The organism is Candidatus Paceibacterota bacterium (genome assembly GCA_028714275.1).
In the GTDB taxonomy this organism is placed as follows: Bacteria; Patescibacteriota; Minisyncoccia; order Phycocordibacterales; family CAINVO01; genus CAINVO01.
The window spans coordinates 1-19,284 of record JAQTMP010000008.1; the positions used below are offsets into that span (position 1 = coordinate 1).

At 43.5% G+C, this 19,284-nt stretch carries 20 protein-coding genes; all 20 read left to right on the forward strand.

Annotation, left to right across the window (positions count from 1 at the left end):
* Positions 1-463 (forward strand): hypothetical protein (locus PHF79_01245; GenBank protein ID MDD5318435.1); only part of this gene is annotated, 463 nt, incomplete at its 5' end.
* Positions 464-2,974 carry a class I tRNA ligase family protein gene (locus PHF79_01250; protein ID MDD5318436.1) on the forward strand — a complete coding sequence of 837 codons (2,511 nt, stop codon included), beginning with the start codon at positions 464-466 and terminating at the stop codon, positions 2,972-2,974.
* Between the two features lie 51 nt (positions 2,975-3,025).
* Positions 3,026-4,057, forward strand: coding sequence for a sigma factor-like helix-turn-helix DNA-binding protein (locus PHF79_01255; protein MDD5318437.1), 1,032 nt, complete (start codon positions 3,026-3,028; stop codon positions 4,055-4,057).
* Positions 4,058-4,228: 171 nt separating this feature from the next.
* Positions 4,229-5,497 carry a hypothetical protein gene (locus tag PHF79_01260; protein ID MDD5318438.1) on the forward strand — a complete coding sequence of 423 codons (1,269 nt, stop codon included), beginning with the start codon at positions 4,229-4,231 and terminating at the stop codon, positions 5,495-5,497.
* Positions 5,498-5,522: 25 nt separating this feature from the next.
* The gene (mltG, locus tag PHF79_01265) at positions 5,523-6,515 is read left to right on the forward strand and encodes an endolytic transglycosylase MltG (GenBank protein ID MDD5318439.1); all 993 of its coding nucleotides are present in this window, start codon (positions 5,523-5,525) and stop codon (positions 6,513-6,515) included.
* Positions 6,463-7,617: a tRNA 2-thiouridine(34) synthase MnmA gene (gene mnmA, locus PHF79_01270; GenBank protein MDD5318440.1), complete on the forward strand. Its 1,155-nt coding sequence runs from the start codon at positions 6,463-6,465 to the stop codon at positions 7,615-7,617. The genes mltG and mnmA overlap by 53 nt, the downstream gene beginning before the upstream one ends.
* Positions 7,618-7,626: 9 nt before the next feature.
* Positions 7,627-8,463 carry an ATPase gene (locus tag PHF79_01275; GenBank protein MDD5318441.1) on the forward strand — a complete coding sequence of 279 codons (837 nt, stop codon included), beginning with the start codon at positions 7,627-7,629 and terminating at the stop codon, positions 8,461-8,463.
* Positions 8,464-8,479: 16 nt separating this feature from the next.
* Positions 8,480-10,288: a M3 family oligoendopeptidase gene (locus tag PHF79_01280; protein ID MDD5318442.1), complete on the forward strand. Its 1,809-nt coding sequence runs from the start codon at positions 8,480-8,482 to the stop codon at positions 10,286-10,288.
* A gap of 29 nt (positions 10,289-10,317) precedes the next feature.
* Entirely contained in the window at positions 10,318-12,108 is a 1,791-nt protein-coding gene (locus PHF79_01285) for an alanine--tRNA ligase (GenBank protein MDD5318443.1), read from the forward strand.
* A 23-nt stretch (positions 12,109-12,131) separates the two neighbouring features.
* Positions 12,132-13,283, forward strand: coding sequence for a hypothetical protein (locus tag PHF79_01290; GenBank protein ID MDD5318444.1), 1,152 nt, complete (start codon positions 12,132-12,134; stop codon positions 13,281-13,283).
* 32 nt (positions 13,284-13,315) lie between these two features.
* A complete protein-coding gene (locus PHF79_01295) occupies positions 13,316-14,686 on the forward strand; it encodes a hypothetical protein (GenBank protein MDD5318445.1) in 1,371 nt (456 codons plus the stop codon).
* An 87-nt stretch (positions 14,687-14,773) separates the two neighbouring features.
* Entirely contained in the window at positions 14,774-14,992 is a 219-nt protein-coding gene (gene infA, locus PHF79_01300) for a translation initiation factor IF-1 (GenBank protein MDD5318446.1), read from the forward strand.
* Positions 14,993-15,064: 72 nt separating this feature from the next.
* A complete protein-coding gene (gene rpmJ, locus PHF79_01305) occupies positions 15,065-15,181 on the forward strand; it encodes a 50S ribosomal protein L36 (GenBank protein ID MDD5318447.1) in 117 nt (38 codons plus the stop codon).
* A gap of 28 nt (positions 15,182-15,209) precedes the next feature.
* Positions 15,210-15,590: a 30S ribosomal protein S13 gene (gene rpsM / locus PHF79_01310; GenBank protein MDD5318448.1), complete on the forward strand. Its 381-nt coding sequence runs from the start codon at positions 15,210-15,212 to the stop codon at positions 15,588-15,590.
* Positions 15,591-15,728: 138 nt separating this feature from the next.
* Positions 15,729-16,094, forward strand: a complete 366-nt coding sequence (rpsK, locus tag PHF79_01315) for a 30S ribosomal protein S11 (protein MDD5318449.1) — start codon at positions 15,729-15,731, stop codon at positions 16,092-16,094.
* Between the two features lie 56 nt (positions 16,095-16,150).
* Positions 16,151-16,756, forward strand: coding sequence for a 30S ribosomal protein S4 (gene rpsD / locus PHF79_01320; GenBank protein MDD5318450.1), 606 nt, complete (start codon positions 16,151-16,153; stop codon positions 16,754-16,756).
* Positions 16,757-16,795: 39 nt separating this feature from the next.
* Positions 16,796-17,770: a DNA-directed RNA polymerase subunit alpha gene (locus PHF79_01325; GenBank protein MDD5318451.1), complete on the forward strand. Its 975-nt coding sequence runs from the start codon at positions 16,796-16,798 to the stop codon at positions 17,768-17,770.
* A 40-nt stretch (positions 17,771-17,810) separates the two neighbouring features.
* Positions 17,811-18,161 carry a 50S ribosomal protein L17 gene (rplQ, locus tag PHF79_01330; GenBank protein ID MDD5318452.1) on the forward strand — a complete coding sequence of 117 codons (351 nt, stop codon included), beginning with the start codon at positions 17,811-17,813 and terminating at the stop codon, positions 18,159-18,161.
* A 37-nt stretch (positions 18,162-18,198) separates the two neighbouring features.
* Positions 18,199-18,546, forward strand: coding sequence for an uL13 family ribosomal protein (locus tag PHF79_01335; GenBank protein ID MDD5318453.1), 348 nt, complete (start codon positions 18,199-18,201; stop codon positions 18,544-18,546).
* A 33-nt stretch (positions 18,547-18,579) separates the two neighbouring features.
* Complete coding sequence (gene rpsI, locus PHF79_01340) at positions 18,580-18,996, forward strand: 30S ribosomal protein S9 (GenBank protein ID MDD5318454.1); 417 nt, start codon at positions 18,580-18,582, stop codon at positions 18,994-18,996.
* Positions 18,997-19,284 lie beyond the last annotated feature (288 nt).

Sequence of the window (19,284 nt, forward strand, 5' to 3'; positions counted from 1 at the left end):
TTCCTTGGTCTATAAATCTCCCGACTACGTTGCCTTTTGTCCCAACAACCAAATCATCCAACCAGCCAACACTCAAGCTGAATGTGTGGCCCAAGGAGGCCAGTGGAATGGAAATGTAGCCCCAGCAGCGGCACCCAAGAGCGATATTTCTACGCCCGTCGAGCCAGCAGGCTACTGTAATCTCAACTACACCTGTCAAAACAATTATGATGCAGCCTCGAAAACCTATGAAAGAAATGTCTTTATCACCTTGGTGATTCTCGGGGCTATTTCTTTGGTGGCGGGAATTCTCTTGTCAGCAAACGCTGTCGTTTCACTCGGCTTGGCCTATGGAGGCGTCCTTTCATTTATCATTGCCTCCGCTCGTTATTGGTCCTCAGCTGACAACCTGATCAAGGTCATTATTTTATTTATTGCATTGGCGTTGCTTATCGGTGTGGCTATTAAAAAATTTAAAGAATAAATGAAGAAATACAATCATCTAGCCCTAGAAAAAAAATGGCAAAAAGAATGGGAGAAAAAAGGCCTCTATAAAGCTACCAACCCTAAAAAAGCTACTGGTGTCTCTAGCACAGAAAAATTACCTCCAAAATGCTACGTCCTGGACATGTTTCCATATCCGTCTGGCCAGGGTTTGCATGTAGGTCATCCTCGTGGGTATATCGCTTCAGATATTTTTGCCCGCTTCAAGCGGATGCAAGGGTACAATGTCTTGCATCCAATGGGCTACGACGCTTTTGGTTTGCCTGCAGAGCAGTACGCCATTCAAAACAACATTCATCCGCGCAAGGCTGTTTTGAAAAATGTGGCCACCTACAAAAAGCAGCTCGAAGGCATCGGTTTTTCTTTTGACTGGTCTCGTGAGATCAATACAACCGATCCGGAATATTACCGTTGGACGCAGTGGATTTTTCTCAAGCTCTATGATGCTTGGTACAATAGCAAAAAAGGACGAGCTGAGCATATTGATACATTGATCGCTTCTTTTCCTAAGAATGAGTGGACAAGTAAAAGTGAAAAAGAAAAACAGGACATCCTGATGAAATACCGCTTAGCCTACGAAGGCTACAGCGAGGTCAATTGGTGTCCTGGTCTTGGGACTGTATTGGCTAACGATGAAATTGTCCAAGATAAGGATGGGCGACCGGTATCTGAGCGAGGAGGTTTCCCTGTAGAAAAAAAATCGATGCGCCAGTGGTTTATGCGGATCACGGCGTATGGCGATCGCTTGCTTGAAGGTCTGGATACTCTGGAGTGGTCTGAGCACATCAAGGAAATCCAGCGAAATTGGATTGGAAAGAGTGAAGGGTCAGAGATTGAATTTGCCTTAAAAATTGGCTCAAAAAACACCGCTCAAAAAATAAAAATTTTTACTACTCGCGCAGACACCCTTTTCGGAGTGACTTACATGGTATTGGCGCCAGAGCACGAGCTTGTTCAGAGCTTAAGATCAAGTATTCAAAACTGGAATGAAGTCAGCACCTACGTCCAAAAAATAAAAAATAAGGCAGACTTCGAACGGACAGCGGCCGATAAGGAAAAAACAGGAGTTGAGCTCAAGGGAATCACCGTTATCAATCCTGTAAATGGAGAAGAGGTGCCTGTGTGGGTCGCAGACTATGTCCTGGCCTCCTACGGGACAGGGGCAGTGATGGCAGTACCGGCCCACGACGAAAGAGATTTGGAGTTTGCCAAAAAATTTAAGTTGCCTGTGAATTATCTTGAAGTCGAGGACACGGATGAATCAAGAAAAGAAATTACCCAAAAAGCTGGAGGCAAGCTCGTGACCCGCTACAAATTTCACGATGCAATTTTTGCTCGTCAACGCTACTGGGGCGAACCGATTCCTTTACAACACGACAAAGAAGGAATTATCCATGAAGTAGCCGAAAAAGATTTGCCTTTGAAACTGCCAAATGTCACCTCATACCAACCAATTGGGACAGGGGAATCGCCTCTGGCTGGAGTGCTCTCGTGGACTAAAAAAGGCTACGAAACCAATACGATGCCTGGTTGGGCTGGGTCCTCATGGTACTTCCTCCGCTACATGGATCCTCACAATAAAGCGGCCTTTGCTGGGGAGCTGGCTCTGAAATATTGGCAAAATGTAGATATGTATATTGGAGGAGCCGAGCATGCCACCGGTCACTTGCTCTACTCACGTTTTTGGCACATGTTTCTTTACGATCTTGGGCTTGTTCCTACACCAGAGCCGTTTAGGCGCCTACGCAATCAAGGCATGATTTTGGGTGCTGACAACCGCAAGATGAGTAAGCGCTGGGGAAATATTATTAATCCTGACGATGTAGTATCGACATATGGAGCCGACACTTTGCGTGTCTATGAAATGTTTATAGGCCCTTTTGGTCAGAGCTTGCCGTGGAGTACTGAGAGTATCATAGGTTCACGTCGGTTTATTGATCGCATATGGAGACTTGCCGAAAAAGTCGAGTTAAAAGGAAAAGGGAAGTCGGATAAAAACCCCCCTCAGAAAATTTCAAAGGAAACTGAAATATTGCTGAATAAAACTATTAAGAAAGTGACTGGGGACATTGAATCCTTCAGTCTCAACACTTCGATTAGCGCCATGATGATTTTACTCAATGCTTTTGAGAAAGTGGCTGTAGATGAAAATAGGCTTGAAGTGGGGCCATTTAGCCAATTTTTACGTCTTCTTGCCCCGTTCGCTCCACACATTACGGAGGAGCTCTGGTCTCGTTTTGGTAATAAAAGCTCTATTCATAAAGCTGAGTGGCCACGTTTTGATCCAACAAAGATTGAGGCTGAGGCAGTCTCTGTTGTCGTGCAAATCAAGGGTAAAATGCGAGGCTCTGTCACAGTGTCCGCTGAGGCGTCAGAGAGTGAAGTCCTCGAAGCCGCTAAATCCAATGAGCATATCGCAAAATGGCTTGAGGGTCAGGCTATTAAAAAAATTATTTACGTCAAAAACCGACTCATAAACATTGTTATTTGACACGTTTAGGCTTGTATGCTACAAATAAAGAACTATATTATTTAAATTTATATGACTCACACACTGTCCTTTAAACCCAAGCAAGTCACCAAGCGTCTTTTGTCTGCTCTGCCTACTCGCGCTCGCGAAGTCATCATCAAACGCTATGGCCTTGGAAAGGATACCGAAAAAATGACTCTCGAAGGCATCGGAGAGACCTACAATATCACCCGTGAGCGCGTTCGCCAGATTGAAAACGCCGGCCTTGCCAATATCCGCAAGTCATCCTATTTTAAGCAGGAAAAAGCCACCTTTGACGAGCTCGAGAAAGTGATCAGGACCATGGGCGGTATCATTGCTGAGGAGGATTTGCTCAAATCTTTTTCAAAAGACAAATCAACTCAAAATCATATCCACTTTATCCTTGTCATTGGAGATGCCTTTAAAAAAGAAAAAGAGGACGATGAATTTAAACACCGATGGAATGTTGATCCTGAATTGGCAAAAAAGGTGCACGAGTCACTTCGTAAACTTTACAAAGGCCTTTCAGAGGATGATATTATTCCCGAATCAGAACTCATCGCTTCTTTCCTAGAACACATCAAAGATGTCAATGAGCAATACAAAAATGAGGAAATCATCAAACGCTGGTTGGCCCTTTCAAAGAACATCGATAAAAATCCTCTCGGCGAATGGGGACGGGCTGATTCTCCAAACATTCATACAAAAGGTATTCGAGACTATGCTTTTCTCGCTATGCGAAAACACGGGTCACCAATTCACTTCAAAGAAATTGCTAAAATCATCAGCGATATTTTTGGAAAAAAGGCTCACGTTGCCACTACCCACAATGAATTGATCAAGGATGATCGTTTTGTGCTCGTCGGTCGCGGTCTCTATGCTCTTTCGGAGTGGGGCTATCTTTCCGGTGTGGTCAAAGACGTTATCAAAAAAGTCCTTGAAAAACACGGGCCTCTCAAGCGTGAAGAGATTATTGATAAAGTTCTCAAGGAACGCTACGTCAAGGAAAACACCATTATGGTCAATCTCCAAAACCCTAAAGTGTTTAAGAAAGATAAGGAAGGTCGGTACACTCTAGTCTAATTTTTTAATAGTGTTGCAGGTCCCCTAGTACAACTTTTGGGAGACCCCGCAGCCAAAGCGTTGGCGAGGATAAGGAAAATTTCAGTAGAAATTTTCCGTGTCTCCCAAAAGTTGTACTAGGGGGACTACACTCTGTTAAAAAAAACTAAACTAGAGTAAAATACTCTTATTGTGATTCAAGAATTCTACGCTTCAATCCTTTCGACACTTTTCGGGCCTGTTATCCGTTTAGTTTATATTGCAGCGGTTATTATTTTGCCAATTATTTTGGCTAGAGCTTTTTGGAGCAATTGGGTGACCTATGTCCGGGCAGTTTTTCTAGCCAAACAAAAATATATTTTGCTCGAGCTTCGCTTGCCGAAAGAACAGCTGAAGAGCCCTTTGGCTATGGAACTTTTTATCACTTCACTTTATCAGACAGGAGGAGAAGGTACTCGCTACGACAAATACTGGCTAGGTGGTATGAGGCCGTGGTTTTCCTTGGAACTGGTATCAATCGATGGAAGAATCCGTTTTTTCATCTGGAGTCGAGAGCGCTGGAAGAGCGTCATAGAGTCGCAGATCTATGGGCAGTACCCAGAAATAGAAATTGCCCAGGTAAATGACTACGCTTCAGGAATTTATTTTGATCCTGAGGTGATAAATATGTTTGCTTGTGATTTTAAAAAAACCGCCGCTTCTCATATACCCATAAAAACCTATTTGGATTTTGGTTTGGATAAGGATCCAAAGGAGGAATTCAAAATCGATCCAATGACACCAGTAATAGAATATCTAGGCTCTCTGCGTAAGGGTGAGCAGGTCTGGATCCAGATTATGATTCGGGCCCACAAAAAGGAAAGAACCCACCCAGATTGGGCATGGTACAACCCTAGCACCTGGTCAAATAAGCCGGTTGGTTGGGAACATGACGCCAAAGCTGACATCAAAAAACGGATGAGCCGCGATAAAAAACCAAAAGAAGGGGAGTTTAATATTGCCGAACTTTCTATGACCAAGGGGGAAAGGGCTGTCGTCGAGGCAATTGAGCACAATCTTTCCAAGATTGCCTTCGATGTCGGCATCAGAGCTATTTATATAGCTAAAAAAGAAGTTTTTAACCCTGGCAGCCTAGCTGGCATGACAGGGTCGTTTAAACAATACAACTCTATTAACCTCAATAGTTTTGCTCCGACCAACGCCACTTCCGTTGATTTGCCCTGGCAGGATTGGAGAGGGATAAAGGTGCCTGCTATGAAGCGCATGATGCTTGGGCTTTATAAAGAACGTTCAATTTTTTATGACGAATTTTTGCCTGGAGGGTACAAACAAAATGTGTTTGTCATGACTACGGAAGAGCTTGCTACGGTGTATCATTTTCCTGGAAGCGTTTCGCGAACGCCGACATTCGAACGTATTGGTTCCAAAAAGGCTGAGCCGCCAGCCAATTTGCCTGTTTAATTTATTTATTTTAATTTTAGATTGCGTGGAGAAAGATTTTAAAAAAAGAATTAAAATAAATATAAAAAAACACCTGATTATTTCAGGCTGTGTTTTTTTAATTTTGCTGGTCCTAGCTTGCTATGCCTTTTACGTAGAATGTTTCAGAACCCCATCTGGTTTTGTCTCGAATACAGTCGTTTCTATCGAAAGAGGTCAGAGTTTGATTTCAGTAGCCCGCGAGCTTCGTCAGGAGCACATCATTACCTCTACTAATGCCTTGATTATTCTTGGGGTGATGTACAAAGCCGAACACACTGTGGTGGCAGGTGATTATCTCTTTGAAAAACCCGTCAGTGTGTTTACAGTGGCTAAAATGATTACGCATGGAGATTTTAGAATGACACCCATCAAGGTAACTATTCCTGAGGGTACAACGGTAGCGGATATTGGAGATATCCTCAAGTCCAAAATTCCTCAATTCGATCAGGTCGCTTTTCTAGCGGAGGCTAGAGGCTTGGAGGGGTATCTTTTTCCGGATACCTATTTTCTTTCGCCCGCTATCACAGCCACAGATACCCTCAATTTCCTTCAAGATAATTTTCAAGAAAAGCTGAAGCCCTTGGAGACCTCTATTTCCCAGTCTGGGAGATCTAGCGAGGATATTATAAAAATGGCCTCAATCCTCGAAGAAGAAGTGCAAACACCAGAGGATCGTGCTATTGTGGCGGGCATCCTTTGGAAAAGAATTGACCAAAACATGCCTCTGCAGGTAGACAGCACTATTGGCTATGTGGTAAACAAAAAAAGTAGCCAACTAACAGTCGCAGATCTAGCCAATCCCAGTCCATACAATACCTATACGCATAGAGGTCTGCCTCCCACTCCGATTTCCAATCCGGGAATCGAAAGTATCATGGCAGCCCTGCAACCAAAGGAAAGCCCATATCTTTATTTTTTGTCTGATTCTAAAGGAATAACTCACTATGCCACCACTTTTGCAGAACATGTCAAAAATAAAAAGAAATATCTCTACTAAAATAAACTTACCTCCTAGGCCAAAAGTCTTCGTCGGTATGTCGGGAGGGGTGGACAGCTCTGTCGCTGCGGCACTTTTGGTACAGCAGGGCTATGAAGTTACAGGAGTTTTTATTAAGACCTGGCATCCAGAGTGGCTGCCATGCACTTGGAAAGAAGAGCGCCGCGACGCGATGCGCGTCGCGGCTCATCTCGGTATCCCTTTTTTCACTTTTGATGCCGAAGAAGTGTATCGCACGGAAGTAGCCGAATCCATGATAGCGGACTATTCTGCTGGCCGCACTCCCAATCCTGATGTCCTTTGCAATAAAACTGTAAAATTCGGTGCCTTCCTTGATTTTGCTCTATCCCAAGGCGCTGATTTTGTAGCCACTGGCCATTACGCAATATGCGAAAAGGAAACTTTTTCCTTGGTTGAGTCCACAGATAAAGAAAAAGATCAAACATATTTTTTGTGGACTCTCACCCGAAAGCAGCTTAAACATATTTTATTTCCAATAGGTCATTATCAAAAAAAACAGGTGAGAGAGCTAGCCAAAAAATTTGGTCTGCCAACCTTTGACAAGAAAGATAGCCAAGGCATCTGCTTTTTAGGTGAGGTAGACATGCAAAAGTTCCTGGAAAGATATATTACACACAGGCCTGGAAACGTCTTAAACTCCAATGGGGAGGTGATTGGTACCCACACAGGAGCACTTTTCTATACTATTGGTACCCGTCGAGGCTTTACGATCACCCAAAAAACGGATCACGACCAATCATATTATGTGGTCGCGAAGAATGTGGTTGAGAATACCCTGACAGTAGCTACCGAAGACCAGAAGCTAGATTTTGGTCTGAAAAATATAGTTCTCACAAACCATGTTTGGAACCTTTTGCCTATAAAAAATCAGGTGTATTCTGCCCGTATACGCTACCGCCAAAAAAAACAATTCTGTACTCTTTGCTTAAAGCAGGGTGGGGACAAAAAAGCGGGAAGGAAATGGGTTGTTTCTTTTCAGGAGCCTCAAGCCGCTCTTTCCTTTGGACAATCCCTGGTAGTGTATGACGAAAAGGGCCGCTGCCTAGGCGGAGGTATATTATCGGAAGAAGCTAGGATATAATACAAAACAATGAAAAAAACTATTTTTATTACCAAGGGCGATGGAGAGCGTGAACTTTTTGACCCGTTAAAACTTGAAATGTCTCTGCGTAAATCCGGGGCTACCGACACGGTCATCACCACTATTGTGAATAAAATATATGAAGATATGAGCGATGGGGTCACCACTACAGCCATCTATCGCTATGCCTTTGATCTGCTCAAGGAAATGCAGAAGCCCGCAGCAGCTCGCTATTCACTCCGCCGCTCCATTATCGAACTTGGCCCTACAGGGTTTCCTTTTGAAAAATACATCGCCGAACTTTTTAAAGCGCGTGGCTACAACGCTCTGGTAGACCAGGTGCTTCTAGGCGCCTGCGTGCCCCACGAAGTAGACGTAGTGGCCTGGGACGAAAAAAAATTATTAATGTCAGAGGTTAAATTTCATGCTGAAATGGGTAACAAGACTGATTTGAAGATTGCCCTTTACGTCAAAGCTAGGTTTGATGATCTCAGACATACTCAGTTCGACTATGGACACCCTCGACACCTAGACGAAGGGTGGCTGATCACCAACACCAAGTTTTCTGAAACCGCTGTGCATTATGGAAAATGTGTTGGTTTAAAAATGCTTAGCTGGAACTATCCAGAGCAGGGCAATTTGCAGGATCTGATAGAGGAACTCAATTTTCACCCCATTACTTCACTCACCACTATTTCTGGCTCCCAAAAAAATATGCTTTTTGAAAATCAAATTGTTTTATGCAAGCAGATCGCTGCGGACACGGGCCTGCTCGATCGCCATCTTTCCCTTTCAGCTGAACAGAAGAAATCTGTACTCGAGGAGTTGGCCTATTTGACTAAGTAATCCATTTCAATCATTCATGAAAAAAAAGCTGCAAGAAAAAAAAGTGATCGCCAAGGAAAAATTTCAAACGGAATGGAATCTCGGCCTTTTTTACACCTCTCCCGCAGACCCAAAAATTGAGCGAGATATCGTCACTATAGAGAAAGCCCATGCGGATTTTGAAAAAAAGTATCGAGGAGAGCTATCCTATACAACAAATGAAAATACCCTCAAAAAAGCCCTTGAGGATTATGAAAAATTGGCAGAACTTTCATCTGCCGCTAGTCCCTTAATTTATTTTTATTTTCGTCAATCATTAAACTCTTCTGAACCAGGGGTTGAGGCCGAAATCAACCGTATCACTGGCCGACTGACCGCGGCTAGCAACAGGGTGCTCTTTTTTGATTTGTCTCTTGGAAAAATACCAAGGACCACTCAAAAAAAGTTCCTAGCCTCAAAGACCCTTAGGGACTTTCATTACCATTTAAAGCTTATCTTTGAGACAGCCCGCTACGATCTGACTGAGTCTGAAGAAAAAATCCTTAGCCTAAAAAGTCTCCCTGCTCACAGTCTATGGATAGATGGGGCAGACAAATTGCTCAACCAACAAACTATTTTATTTAAAAAAGAAAACCTGCCTTTGCCTGCAGCCTTGGGAAAGGTCTCGACTCTGCCGACCAAAGACCGCCGGGCACTCCACACTAGCATCATGAAAAAACTGCGTGAGATAAGTCACTTTGCTGAGGCCGAAATCAATGCTGTCTACACTGATAAAAAAATCAACGATGAATTAAGGGGCTTCAAAGAGCCGTACCAAGCTACTATTCTTTCTCATCAGACCAGTAAGGATATGGTGACCAACCTTGTAGCCACTACGACCCGCCATTTTAATATTAGTCATCGTTTTCATAAACTCAAAGCCCGCCTGCTCAAATTGCCTAATCTCGAATATGCTGATAGGGCGGTCTCTTTAGGCAAGAGTAAACACGTCTCCTTTGAAGAGGGGCTGGCCCTGATCGAAAAAAGTTTTGAAAAACTAGGAGGCAAATATTTAAACATTCTGCACGATTTTTTGAAAAGGGGCCAGATAGATGTTTTTCCAAAAAAAGGCAAGACCGGAGGTGCCTTTTGTGCTGGTGGGGTCTGCAGCCCTACTTTTGTTTTGCTCAATCATATGCCCAACGAGGATTCGATCATGACCTTTGCCCATGAAATGGGGCACGCCTTTCATACCGAATTTTCTAAGGTTCAACGGCCAATGTATCAAGACTACACCACAGCTGTGGCTGAAGTCGCCAGTACTTTTTTTGAGAATATCGTTTTTGAGGAAATTTTTGAGAGACTGAGCGCTAGGGAAAAAATTGCTGCCCTCCACGACCGTATTAATGACGATATTTCAACTATTTTTCGTCAGATAGCCTGCTTCAATTTTGAATATGATTTACATAATGGCATCCGCACTAAGGGAGCCCTTTCAAAAGAAGAAATTAGTGCTCTTTTAAATAAGCATATGAGTGCCTATCTTGGCCCAGCCATGAAATTAAAAGAAGATGACGGCTACTTTTTTGTAAATTGGTCGCATATTCGCCGGTTCTTCTATGTGTATTCATATGCCTATGGACAGCTTATAAGCAAAGCTCTCTACGCCTCATACAGGGCAGATCCAAAATTTTTATTAAAAATTGAAGAATTCTTGATGGCTGGAGGTTCAAAAAGTCCTGAAGATATCTTTAAATCAATTGGGATAGATACGACCAAGCCAGCATTTTTTGAAAGAGGCCTTCAGTCAATCCAGGATGACATTACTCGCCTGGAAAAGTTGGCTAAATCTCAAAAATTGATATAGTAATACCGCTGACCAAAACCACCAAAAAAATGAAATCATCCGAAATCCGCTCCCGCTTTCTAAAATTTTTTGAAAAGAGGGGACACGCTATTATCCCATCTGCCTCTCTTGTGCCAGAGAACGACCCCTCTGTTCTTTTCAACACAGCCGGCATGCAGCCGCTGGTGCCGTATTTACTGGGTGAAAAGCACCCCTCTGGCAAGCGTCTCGTAAACATCCAAAAGTGTGTGCGTACTCAGGACATAGACGAAGTGGGCGACAATACCCACGACACCTTTTTTGAGATGCTTGGCAACTGGTCGCTTGGTGATTATTTCAAAAAAGACGCCATTCAATGGAGCTATGAATTTTTAACTTCGAAGGAGGAGGGCCTTGGACTGGATGTAGCTAGGCTTTACGTCACGGTTTTTGAAGGCAATGCAGATGCTCCAAGGGATCAGGAGTCATTTTCTATTTGGAAAAATCTTGGCGTTTCGGAAAAACGCATTTATTTTATGCCCGCTAAATCAAATTGGTGGAGCGCTGGAGACAATGGCCCTTGCGGACCAGATTCAGAAATGTTTTATGACATTACCGAGAACGGTCTCGGGGATATGACAAAGGAGGAATATCTAAAAGCGGACGAAACCCAAAAGGTGGTAGAGATCTGGAATGATGTGTTCATGGAATACCTCAAAAAAGATGGCAAGGTTCAAGGTAAGCTTCCACAGCAAAACGTGGATACTGGGGCCGGCCTTGAGCGTATGTCCATGGTGCTTCAACAAAAAGACAATGTTTTTGATACAGATCTTTTTAGACCCATTATGGATAAAATAGATGAATTTTCAGCCTCATCAGATATCCGTTCTAAAAGAATTATTGCCGACCATGTCCGAACTTCAGTTTTTATGATTGGTGACGGTGTGATTCCTTCAAACACTGACCGCGGCTACATTCTACGTAGATTGCTTCGTCGGGCGGTTCGTTTTGGAGATGTAGTAGGGATGAAGAAAAGCTCACTTTTTTGGTTGGCGGACGCCGTCATCGATATTTACAAGGAAATCTATCCAGAGCTTGTTAATCAAAGAGAAACTATAAAAGTTGAAATAGACAAAGAGGAGCAAAAGTTTCGCGGGACATTGGCCCATGGTATCAAGGAGCTTGGCCGAATCATTGAAAATTCAAAAACCCAATCTGAAAAAACCATTTCTGGGCATGAAGCTTTTAAACTTTTTTCGAGTTACGGTTTTCCAATAGAAATGACCGAGGAGCTTGCCCGTGAAAAAGGTTTCCATTTAAACCGCCAGGAATTTGAGAAAGAGATGAGTGAACACATTGAGCTTTCACGCAAAGGAGCAGAGAAAAAGTTTAAAGGAGGGCTAGCAAGCACCGGGGTCCAGGAGACCCGGTATCACACCGCCACCCATCTTCTGAATGCCGCCCTCCGCGCTATTCTCGGGGAGCATATTTTTCAAAAGGGAAGCAATATTACGGCCGAGCGGCTGCGATTTGATTTTAGTCATTCAGAAAAAATGACTCCGGAACAGATTGCAAAGGTTGAGGAATGGGTCAATGATAAAATCAAACAAGCTATCCCGGTCACCTTTTCTGAAATGCCAAAAGAAGAAGCCAAAAAACTAGGCGCTATTGGTGTTTTCAATGATAAATATGGTGAGGTGGTGAAGGTTTATCAAATAAGCGCTACCCCAGATGAGGTCATCAGCCGCGAGCTTTGCGGTGGACCACACGTTTCCAATACCTCGGAGTTGGGTACCTTCAAAATCCAGAAAGAAGAAGCCGTTTCTCAAGGTGTGCGTCGCATCAAGGCAGTTTTGTTATAATTTTTGTGATATTATAGTCCTATATGCGTTCCACAGTATCGCTCATCATTTATATTGGTAATGGGGTAGTCAAAGGAGCGCTTGTGGGTAATTCTAAAGTTCCGTACGTCATCCACACTGAGAGCGTAGATATCCCTTTTCAGGAGGTAGCTGATCCATCTCGTCTAGAAAGTCTAGCCCTCGGGGCTTTGGATACTGTGTGTCAAAATATTAAGATTAAAGGTTTTCCCAGATTAGCTGAAAAGAAATTTTCTGCCCACATTTCTCGCACTTCATGTGTCTTTTCGTCTCCTTGGTATATTTCGCAAACCTGCCTCGTGAAAAAAAAATCTGAAAAGCCATTCGTCGTCAAGGATAGCATCATGGATGAATTGATTAAAACAGCCGAACAGGAAATAGAGAAAAACCACACGAACCAAGGACTGGTGCCCATCGAAAAGAGAGTCGTGAGTGTTTCCTTGAATGGTTATCATTTATCTTCACCGCTACACAAGACGGCCCATCAGATCGACCTGTCGCTTTTTTTGAGCTTTGCCGAAAAAAATATAGTGCAGAAAGTAACTTCGACTATTACTAAACATCTTCACCCCGGTAAGTTGACCTTGCACTCTCTCTCCTTGGTAGCCTTTTCAACAGCTCGGGATATTTGGAGTTCTCTCGGGCATTTTATGCTCGTAGATGTTACTTCAGAGCTGACAGAGCTAACCCTAATCAAAAATAATGCCATTTCGGAAACAGTCACTTTTCCATACGGGAAAAATGCTTTGGTCCGCTCACTGTCTCAGGATATGCATGTCACAGGGGAAGTGGCTTCATCGCTACTCAGACTTTGGCAAAGCAAATCCATTGATCCATCTATGCAAGCTAAAGTGGAAGCAGCCATCAAAAAAGCTAGAGCGGACTGGCTCAGTTTTTTCAGCAAGACTTTGACGAGTCTTTCGGTCGGAACATCTTTGCCGAGCCGTTTTTTACTTATTGCTCACGACGATATTAGTCCTTTGTTTTCTGATTTTGTGGAAGGGGAGCAGTACAACCAGTTTTCCTTTGCTGAAGGCAATTTCTCTGTGACCAGACTGACCTCTGCAGATGTAGCAAAATACTGTAGCTTTGATCCGGAAGCAGAGCAAGATGTGGTCCTCACTTTTTCCACACTTTTTGATCAGAAACTTTCCTGATCTGTAAAATCTTTGTGCTATACTAGAGACATATGAAACCTACTTTTCAAGATATTATTCCTCCTGAGAAGCGAAGTATCCGAAATCTCACTATTTCACCAAAAAAGCCTAAAACAAAAGAGACGCTGCCTGAGCCAGAATATAAACCTGAACAAAATCTACGAGAGGTACAGGAAGAAATCCCGGACGACGTACGAGAAGAGAAGGACGACTACGAGGATATCCTATACGAGCACAATCCGCCCAGGATTATTTTATGGATTATTGCAGCTACTTCTATCGTAGGTTTGGTTTTTGCTCTTTCATTGTTGTTTTCTGGGGCGACAGTCTATGTCACGGTCCATTCGGATGTTTTCAACCTAGACCACCAGTCTTTTGTGGCGACCTCGACTACCATAGAGGCCGATGCTACATCTAGTGCAGCGACTCCCGGCATTACCGTTCCTGTCTTCCAAACCCTGACTTTGGAAGACACAGCCAGTGTTGATGTTCCAGCGACGGGGGAGACAACTGTTTCTACAAAGGCCACAGGCAACGTGGTCATTTTTAATAATTACAGCAAATCTGCTCAAGAACTCGTAGCCACTACTCGTCTTCAGACCTCAGATGGTCGTATTTATCATCTTGTGAAAGGTGTCTTGGTGCCAGGGCAAAGTATAGTGGGCGGTAAGCTTACACCTGGTAGTGTCAACGCCGCTATTATTGCTGATGCCGCTGGCTCATCCTACAATGCGGACCCTCAGGATTTTACAATTGTTGGATTTAAAGGCACTCCAAAATATACAGGTTTTTTTGCTCGATCCAAGGGTTCCATTACTGGAGGGGCTAGCGGTCTAGTAAAAAAAGTGGCTGATGAGGATATGGCCAAGGCCACTTCTTCACTCGAGCAGGATCTCCGTGATAGCCTAACTAAAAAAATAATCAGCCAGACACCAGACCGTTTTACCCTAGATCCAGATAGCATTTCTATAAAGTACACCCTCCTTCCTCAAGCCACCGTCACAGATCAAGCCACTTCAACCGGCGACAATCATCCGACCAATTCAACTACTATCAGCGAAAAAGGCGTGGCTACGGCATTTATTTTTGACACCACTAGTCTAGTCCAGGTGATTGCCGCTACGAGTACGCCCGTGACATCCGATGACGTAAACAAGCTTTCCTTTGAAATATCGACTTCTACTAGTGCTGGCCTAGCCTTTACCTTGACGGGTACCACGACTATAAAACAGACATTTTCAAATGAACTCTTAAAAAATGACTTGAAGGGACTCAATCGTACCCAAGCCCAGATCGTATTTCAAAAGTATGGCTTTGAAAATGCTGAATCCGTCATCAAGCCTTTCTGGAAGAGCACCTTTCCGGACTCAACGGATAAAATTGTCATCCAGAGATTAAATTAACGGCCTGGCCATTTGGTTTGGCGTTGATTTTGATTGACATAGGCCGTATTTTTTTATACTATAGTACTCGCCCCCATTTTATTCCTAATGGATACCAAAAAAAGTATTGAAGCCGCATACGGCGTAGTCACCGAGGCGTTGCCCAACACTCTTTTCCGTGTCCGATTAGACGGTCAAGAAAATGATATCTTGGCCTATTTAGGAGGCAAGATGCGGATGAACCGTATCCGAGTCCTAGTGGGTGACAGGGTTTCTGTAGAGCTCGATCCATACGGTGGGAAGGGGAGGATTGTCAAAAGAATGTAAATAGGTTATACTCTTTTTCACGCCCTAAATAACCAAAAGGGCAGGGTTTATTAGTCGCTTTAATCAACACACATGAAGGTCAAAACTTCAGTCAAAGCAATGTGCGCAAAATGTAAAGTCGTCCGACGTAAGGGCTATCTTTATGTTGTCTGCAAATCAAACCCTCGCCATAAACAGCGACAAGGCTAATCAAAAACCCTTTAAATAAATTTAAAAAATAATGCGTATTTTAGGTATAACACTTCCAGATGAAAAAAGACTTGAGATAGCTCTCACTGCTCTTTTCGGTATAGGCCGTTCCCGAGCTCAAATGATTCTAAAGGAGGCCGCTATCGATTTTGGCCGAAAAGCCAAGGAGCTTTCAGTAGACGAAGAAAATAAAATCCGCGCTATTGTGGAAGGTTATAAAATTGAGGCCGATCTCAAACGTGAGGTTAGTTCAAACATCAAGCGTCTCAAGGACATTAAATCATACCGTGGCAGTCGACATGCCAAGAGACTTCCAGCTCGTGGACAGCGTACCAAAACAAATGCCCGCACCCATAAAGGGGTTAAGAAGACTATGGGTACCGGCCGGCGCAAGGAGTCAAAGACCTAGTCTTATTTAAAAGACTCAAATAATAAATTTTAATCACAAATTCCTATGGGTAAGAAAAAAATTGTAACTAAAACAGATGAAGAAACAAAAGGCGCAGCAGCGCAGGATAAAGCCGTTGATACAGCCACTCCTGTCAAGATGGCTAGCCTAAAAAAGCGGGTAGACACCGGCACACTTTTTGTGCAGTCTACCTACAACAACACCATCCTTACTCTCGGGGACGCCAAAGGCAATGTGATTGCTCAATCCTCATCAGGGGCCATCGGCTTCAAGGGAGCAAAAAAAGGAACTCCTTTTGCAGCTGCAAAAGTCGGCGAGCTTCTTGGGGCAAAGGCACAGACCCTCGGAATGAAAGAGGTGGCGGTCATAGTCAAAGGCGTAGGCTCTGGTCGAGAATCATCGATCAGAGGTTTTGTTTCTAAGGGGATAAATATTTTGAGTATTAAGGATGTCACACCTGTGCCTCACAACGGTCCAAAACCCAAAAAACCGCGACGAGTATAGGGTATCGATAGTCATTGAGAAAAATATAAATAATAAAGTAAAAATAATTTAAAAATATGATAAGAGGTCCAAAATTTAAAATAGCTCGCCGTCTAGGAGCCCCAATCTTTGAAAAAACGCAAAATGCGAAGTTCCAGCTTGTAGTGGAAAAAAAGATCGGCGCCAAAAAACCAAAAGCTAAATCAGACTACGGTCTACAGATGATGGAAAAACAAAAAGCCCGTCTGACCTACGGGGTGTCTGAAAAGCAATTTGCGAAATACGTCAAAACGGTCATCGCCAAGAAGAGCGGCTCTCCAATCAATGACTTGTATGAGTCACTTGAGCTTCGTCTCGACAATGCCATCTACAGGCTTGGTTTTGGTCGCACTCGCTCATTTACCCGTCAAATTGTTTCCCACGGTCACATCACCGTAAATGGCAAGAAAGTCACCATCCCTTCATATCGAGTGTCTAAGGGTGATGTTGTGGGCATCCGAAATGGAAGTGCTGCCAATGCTATTTTCAAGGAAATTGATGATAAGACAAAAGATACCGCTGTTCCTGTCTGGCTTGCCTATGACAAGGCTAAGCATACCGCCACTGTTGTCAACATGCCAAAAATAGAAGGAGCTGAGATGCTTTTTGATCTCGGAGCTGTTCTTGAATTTTATAAGCGATAAAATAAGCGAAAATTATAAATTAATTTTTAATAAAATATTATGTCTGACTACAACGTTGTATTGCCATCAAAACCACGAGTAATCGAAGAAAGTAATTTCATCGGCCGCTATGAAATTGACGGTCTTTACCCTGGCTACGGGCACACTCTTGGCAACTCACTTCGCCGCATCATCCTCTCATCCCTTCCAGGTGCCGCTATTACCAGTATCAAGATTGCCGGAGTAGACCATGAATTTTCTACTATTGCAGGCGTCAAGGAGGATGTCATCAATATTATCCTCAATCTTAAAAAAGTGCGCATCGAAATGCTTTCTGATGAGCCACTCAAGCTCAGCCTGAAAGTAAAAGGTGTCAAAAATGTCACAGCCGCCGATATCGATGCTCCAGGTCAGGTCAAAATCCTCAACCCTGAGGCTCCTATTGCAAATATCACTGACAAAGGGACCGAACTCTCAATTGAGATGACTGTAGAAAAAGGTCTTGGCTACGTGGCTAAAGAGGTTCTTCATAAAGACAAAGTTGACATTGGCACTATCGCTCTAGATGCTATCTTTACCCCAATTCACCGAGTCAATTACGAGGTAGAAAATATGCGCGTAGGCAATCGAACAGATTTCAATAAGCTCAATATCTTTATTCAAACTGATGGCACTGTCACTCCTCGTTTTGCTCTCGAAAAGTCAATCGAGATTATGATCACTCAGCTCAAAGCTATCGTTGGGTTCAAGGAAGATGTCGAAATAGTTGAAACCAGCAGCGTAGATGTAGAGTCTTCTACTTCATCAGCAGTTGAAAAGGGTGGGGAATATGAAGATATTCTAAAGACACGCACTGAGTCACTAGAATTGTCAGCTCGCACTATCAACGCCTTGGCCAATGCCAATATCCGCACCGTGGGAGGTTTGGTTCGTAAAAAGGAAAAAGATATTCTCGAAATTGAGGGCCTTGGAGGCAAGGGAGTAGAGGAAATCAAAAAAATGCTTAGTGATCTCGGTCTTTCACTCAAGGCCTAGCCAGAAAAAGTAAGAAAAGCAAAAAAATAAATTAAAAAAAATGAAACACCACAAATCATACCGAACATTAGGACGAGACAAGGATCAGCGCAAGGCTTTGATGCGCTCATTGGCTCGCTCACTTTTTTTGCATGGCAAGATCGTGACTACAGAGCCAAAAGCAAAAGAAGTCCGTCCGTTTGCTGAGAAGCTTATGACTAAGGCGATTTCTGGTACCCCAGCCAATAAACGCTTGATTGAAGCAAGTATCGGCAAGGGTAAAGTGGCGGATATGCTCGTGGAAACGATTGCGCCAAAATATAAAGGCCGCAATGGAGGCTACACTCGCATCATCAAAATGCCCACCCGCGTCTCTGACCGAGCCAAAATGTCGACTATTGAACTTGTATAAGTTATCTGCTATAAATAGGAACACTCACTAAAAAACCATGACCACACACACTATCGACGCTAAAAATAAGAAACTCGGACGGGTAGCCACCCAGGCGGCTATGGTTTTGATGGGTAAAAATGAACCAACTTTCCGTAAAAACACAGTGGCCGATGTCAAAGTGCTTATTACCAACGCTTCGTTAATTTCTCTTGATGAAGTCAAGGCCAAGAACACTACTCACATGACTTATTCTGGCTATCCAGGTGGAGAAAAAATCTTAAGCTCAAAAGAATTGGTAGCCAAAAAAGGTTATGAGGCTCTATTCATAAAAGCAATCAAGGGCATGCTTCCAACAAACAAGCTTCGAGATGTCATGCTTAAAAATTTAACGGTCACAGAATAAAAATTCAGCAAGAAAAATAATTTAAATAAACAAATGCCTACTACCGCCGAAAAAACAAAATACACCCAGTCCGTTGGTCGCCGCAAGACCTCATCTGCTCGTGCTCGCTTGACTCCAGCCTCAAAATTTTCCATCACTATCAACGATAGGGAGCTCGCGGATTATTTCAAGACTAGCCAGCTCCAGAAGATTGTGACTGATGCTTTCGATGCCGTAGAGGAGCAGCTTCCCCAGAAATTTACGGTGACGATCCACGCTATTGGTGGAGGTATTAGCTCACAGGCTCAAGCTGTAAGACATGCGCTTGCCCGTGCTTTAGCTACCTATGACGCCTCACTTCGCACCCCTCTCAAAAAATTAGGCTACCTTATGCGAGATCCTCGCGCCAAGGAACGACGAAAATTCGGCCTTAAAAAGGCTCGAAAAGCACCCCAGTGGAGTAAGCGCTAATCCGGAGATCGTGGTAAAAAGCGCTCGTCGCACCCCTCAGTGGTCATTAGTGCTCCGTCCAAAGAAGGCTACCTAGATTAAAGAATGAATACGGAAAGACACCCGATACCCTCGGGTGTCTTTTCTATTTTGTGGTCAGTAAATCGACCACAGATCACTTGGCTTAGCCAGAGATGATTGCGGTCGGCTTACTGCCGGTCGTGGCAGTACGGTCCAATTATCAGCTAATAAACGTGATCTATGAATACATATACACCCATAAGGCGGCTCTACGCCTGGGTCGGATTC

Coding starts and splice junctions, on each gene's coding strand:
- rpsK (MDD5318449.1), top strand. CDS start 15,729: ATGGCTAGCCTAAAAAAGCGGGTAGACACCGGCACACTTTTTGTGCAG.
- PHF79_01275 (MDD5318441.1), top strand. CDS start 7,627: ATGAAAAAAACTATTTTTATTACCAAGGGCGATGGAGAGCGTGAACTT.
- PHF79_01325 (MDD5318451.1), top strand. CDS start 16,796: ATGTCTGACTACAACGTTGTATTGCCATCAAAACCACGAGTAATCGAA.
- mnmA (MDD5318440.1), top strand. CDS start 6,463: ATGCCACCACTTTTGCAGAACATGTCAAAAATAAAAAGAAATATCTCT.
- PHF79_01255 (MDD5318437.1), top strand. CDS start 3,026: ATGACTCACACACTGTCCTTTAAACCCAAGCAAGTCACCAAGCGTCTT.
- rpmJ (MDD5318447.1), top strand. CDS start 15,065: ATGAAGGTCAAAACTTCAGTCAAAGCAATGTGCGCAAAATGTAAAGTC.
- PHF79_01335 (MDD5318453.1), top strand. CDS start 18,199: ATGACCACACACACTATCGACGCTAAAAATAAGAAACTCGGACGGGTA.
- rplQ (MDD5318452.1), top strand. CDS start 17,811: ATGAAACACCACAAATCATACCGAACATTAGGACGAGACAAGGATCAG.
- PHF79_01295 (MDD5318445.1), top strand. CDS start 13,316: ATGAAACCTACTTTTCAAGATATTATTCCTCCTGAGAAGCGAAGTATC.
- PHF79_01280 (MDD5318442.1), top strand. CDS start 8,480: ATGAAAAAAAAGCTGCAAGAAAAAAAAGTGATCGCCAAGGAAAAATTT.
- rpsD (MDD5318450.1), top strand. CDS start 16,151: ATGATAAGAGGTCCAAAATTTAAAATAGCTCGCCGTCTAGGAGCCCCA.
- rpsI (MDD5318454.1), top strand. CDS start 18,580: ATGCCTACTACCGCCGAAAAAACAAAATACACCCAGTCCGTTGGTCGC.
- PHF79_01250 (MDD5318436.1), top strand. CDS start 464: ATGAAGAAATACAATCATCTAGCCCTAGAAAAAAAATGGCAAAAAGAA.
- PHF79_01290 (MDD5318444.1), top strand. CDS start 12,132: ATGCGTTCCACAGTATCGCTCATCATTTATATTGGTAATGGGGTAGTC.
- infA (MDD5318446.1), top strand. CDS start 14,774: ATGGATACCAAAAAAAGTATTGAAGCCGCATACGGCGTAGTCACCGAG.
- PHF79_01285 (MDD5318443.1), top strand. CDS start 10,318: ATGAAATCATCCGAAATCCGCTCCCGCTTTCTAAAATTTTTTGAAAAG.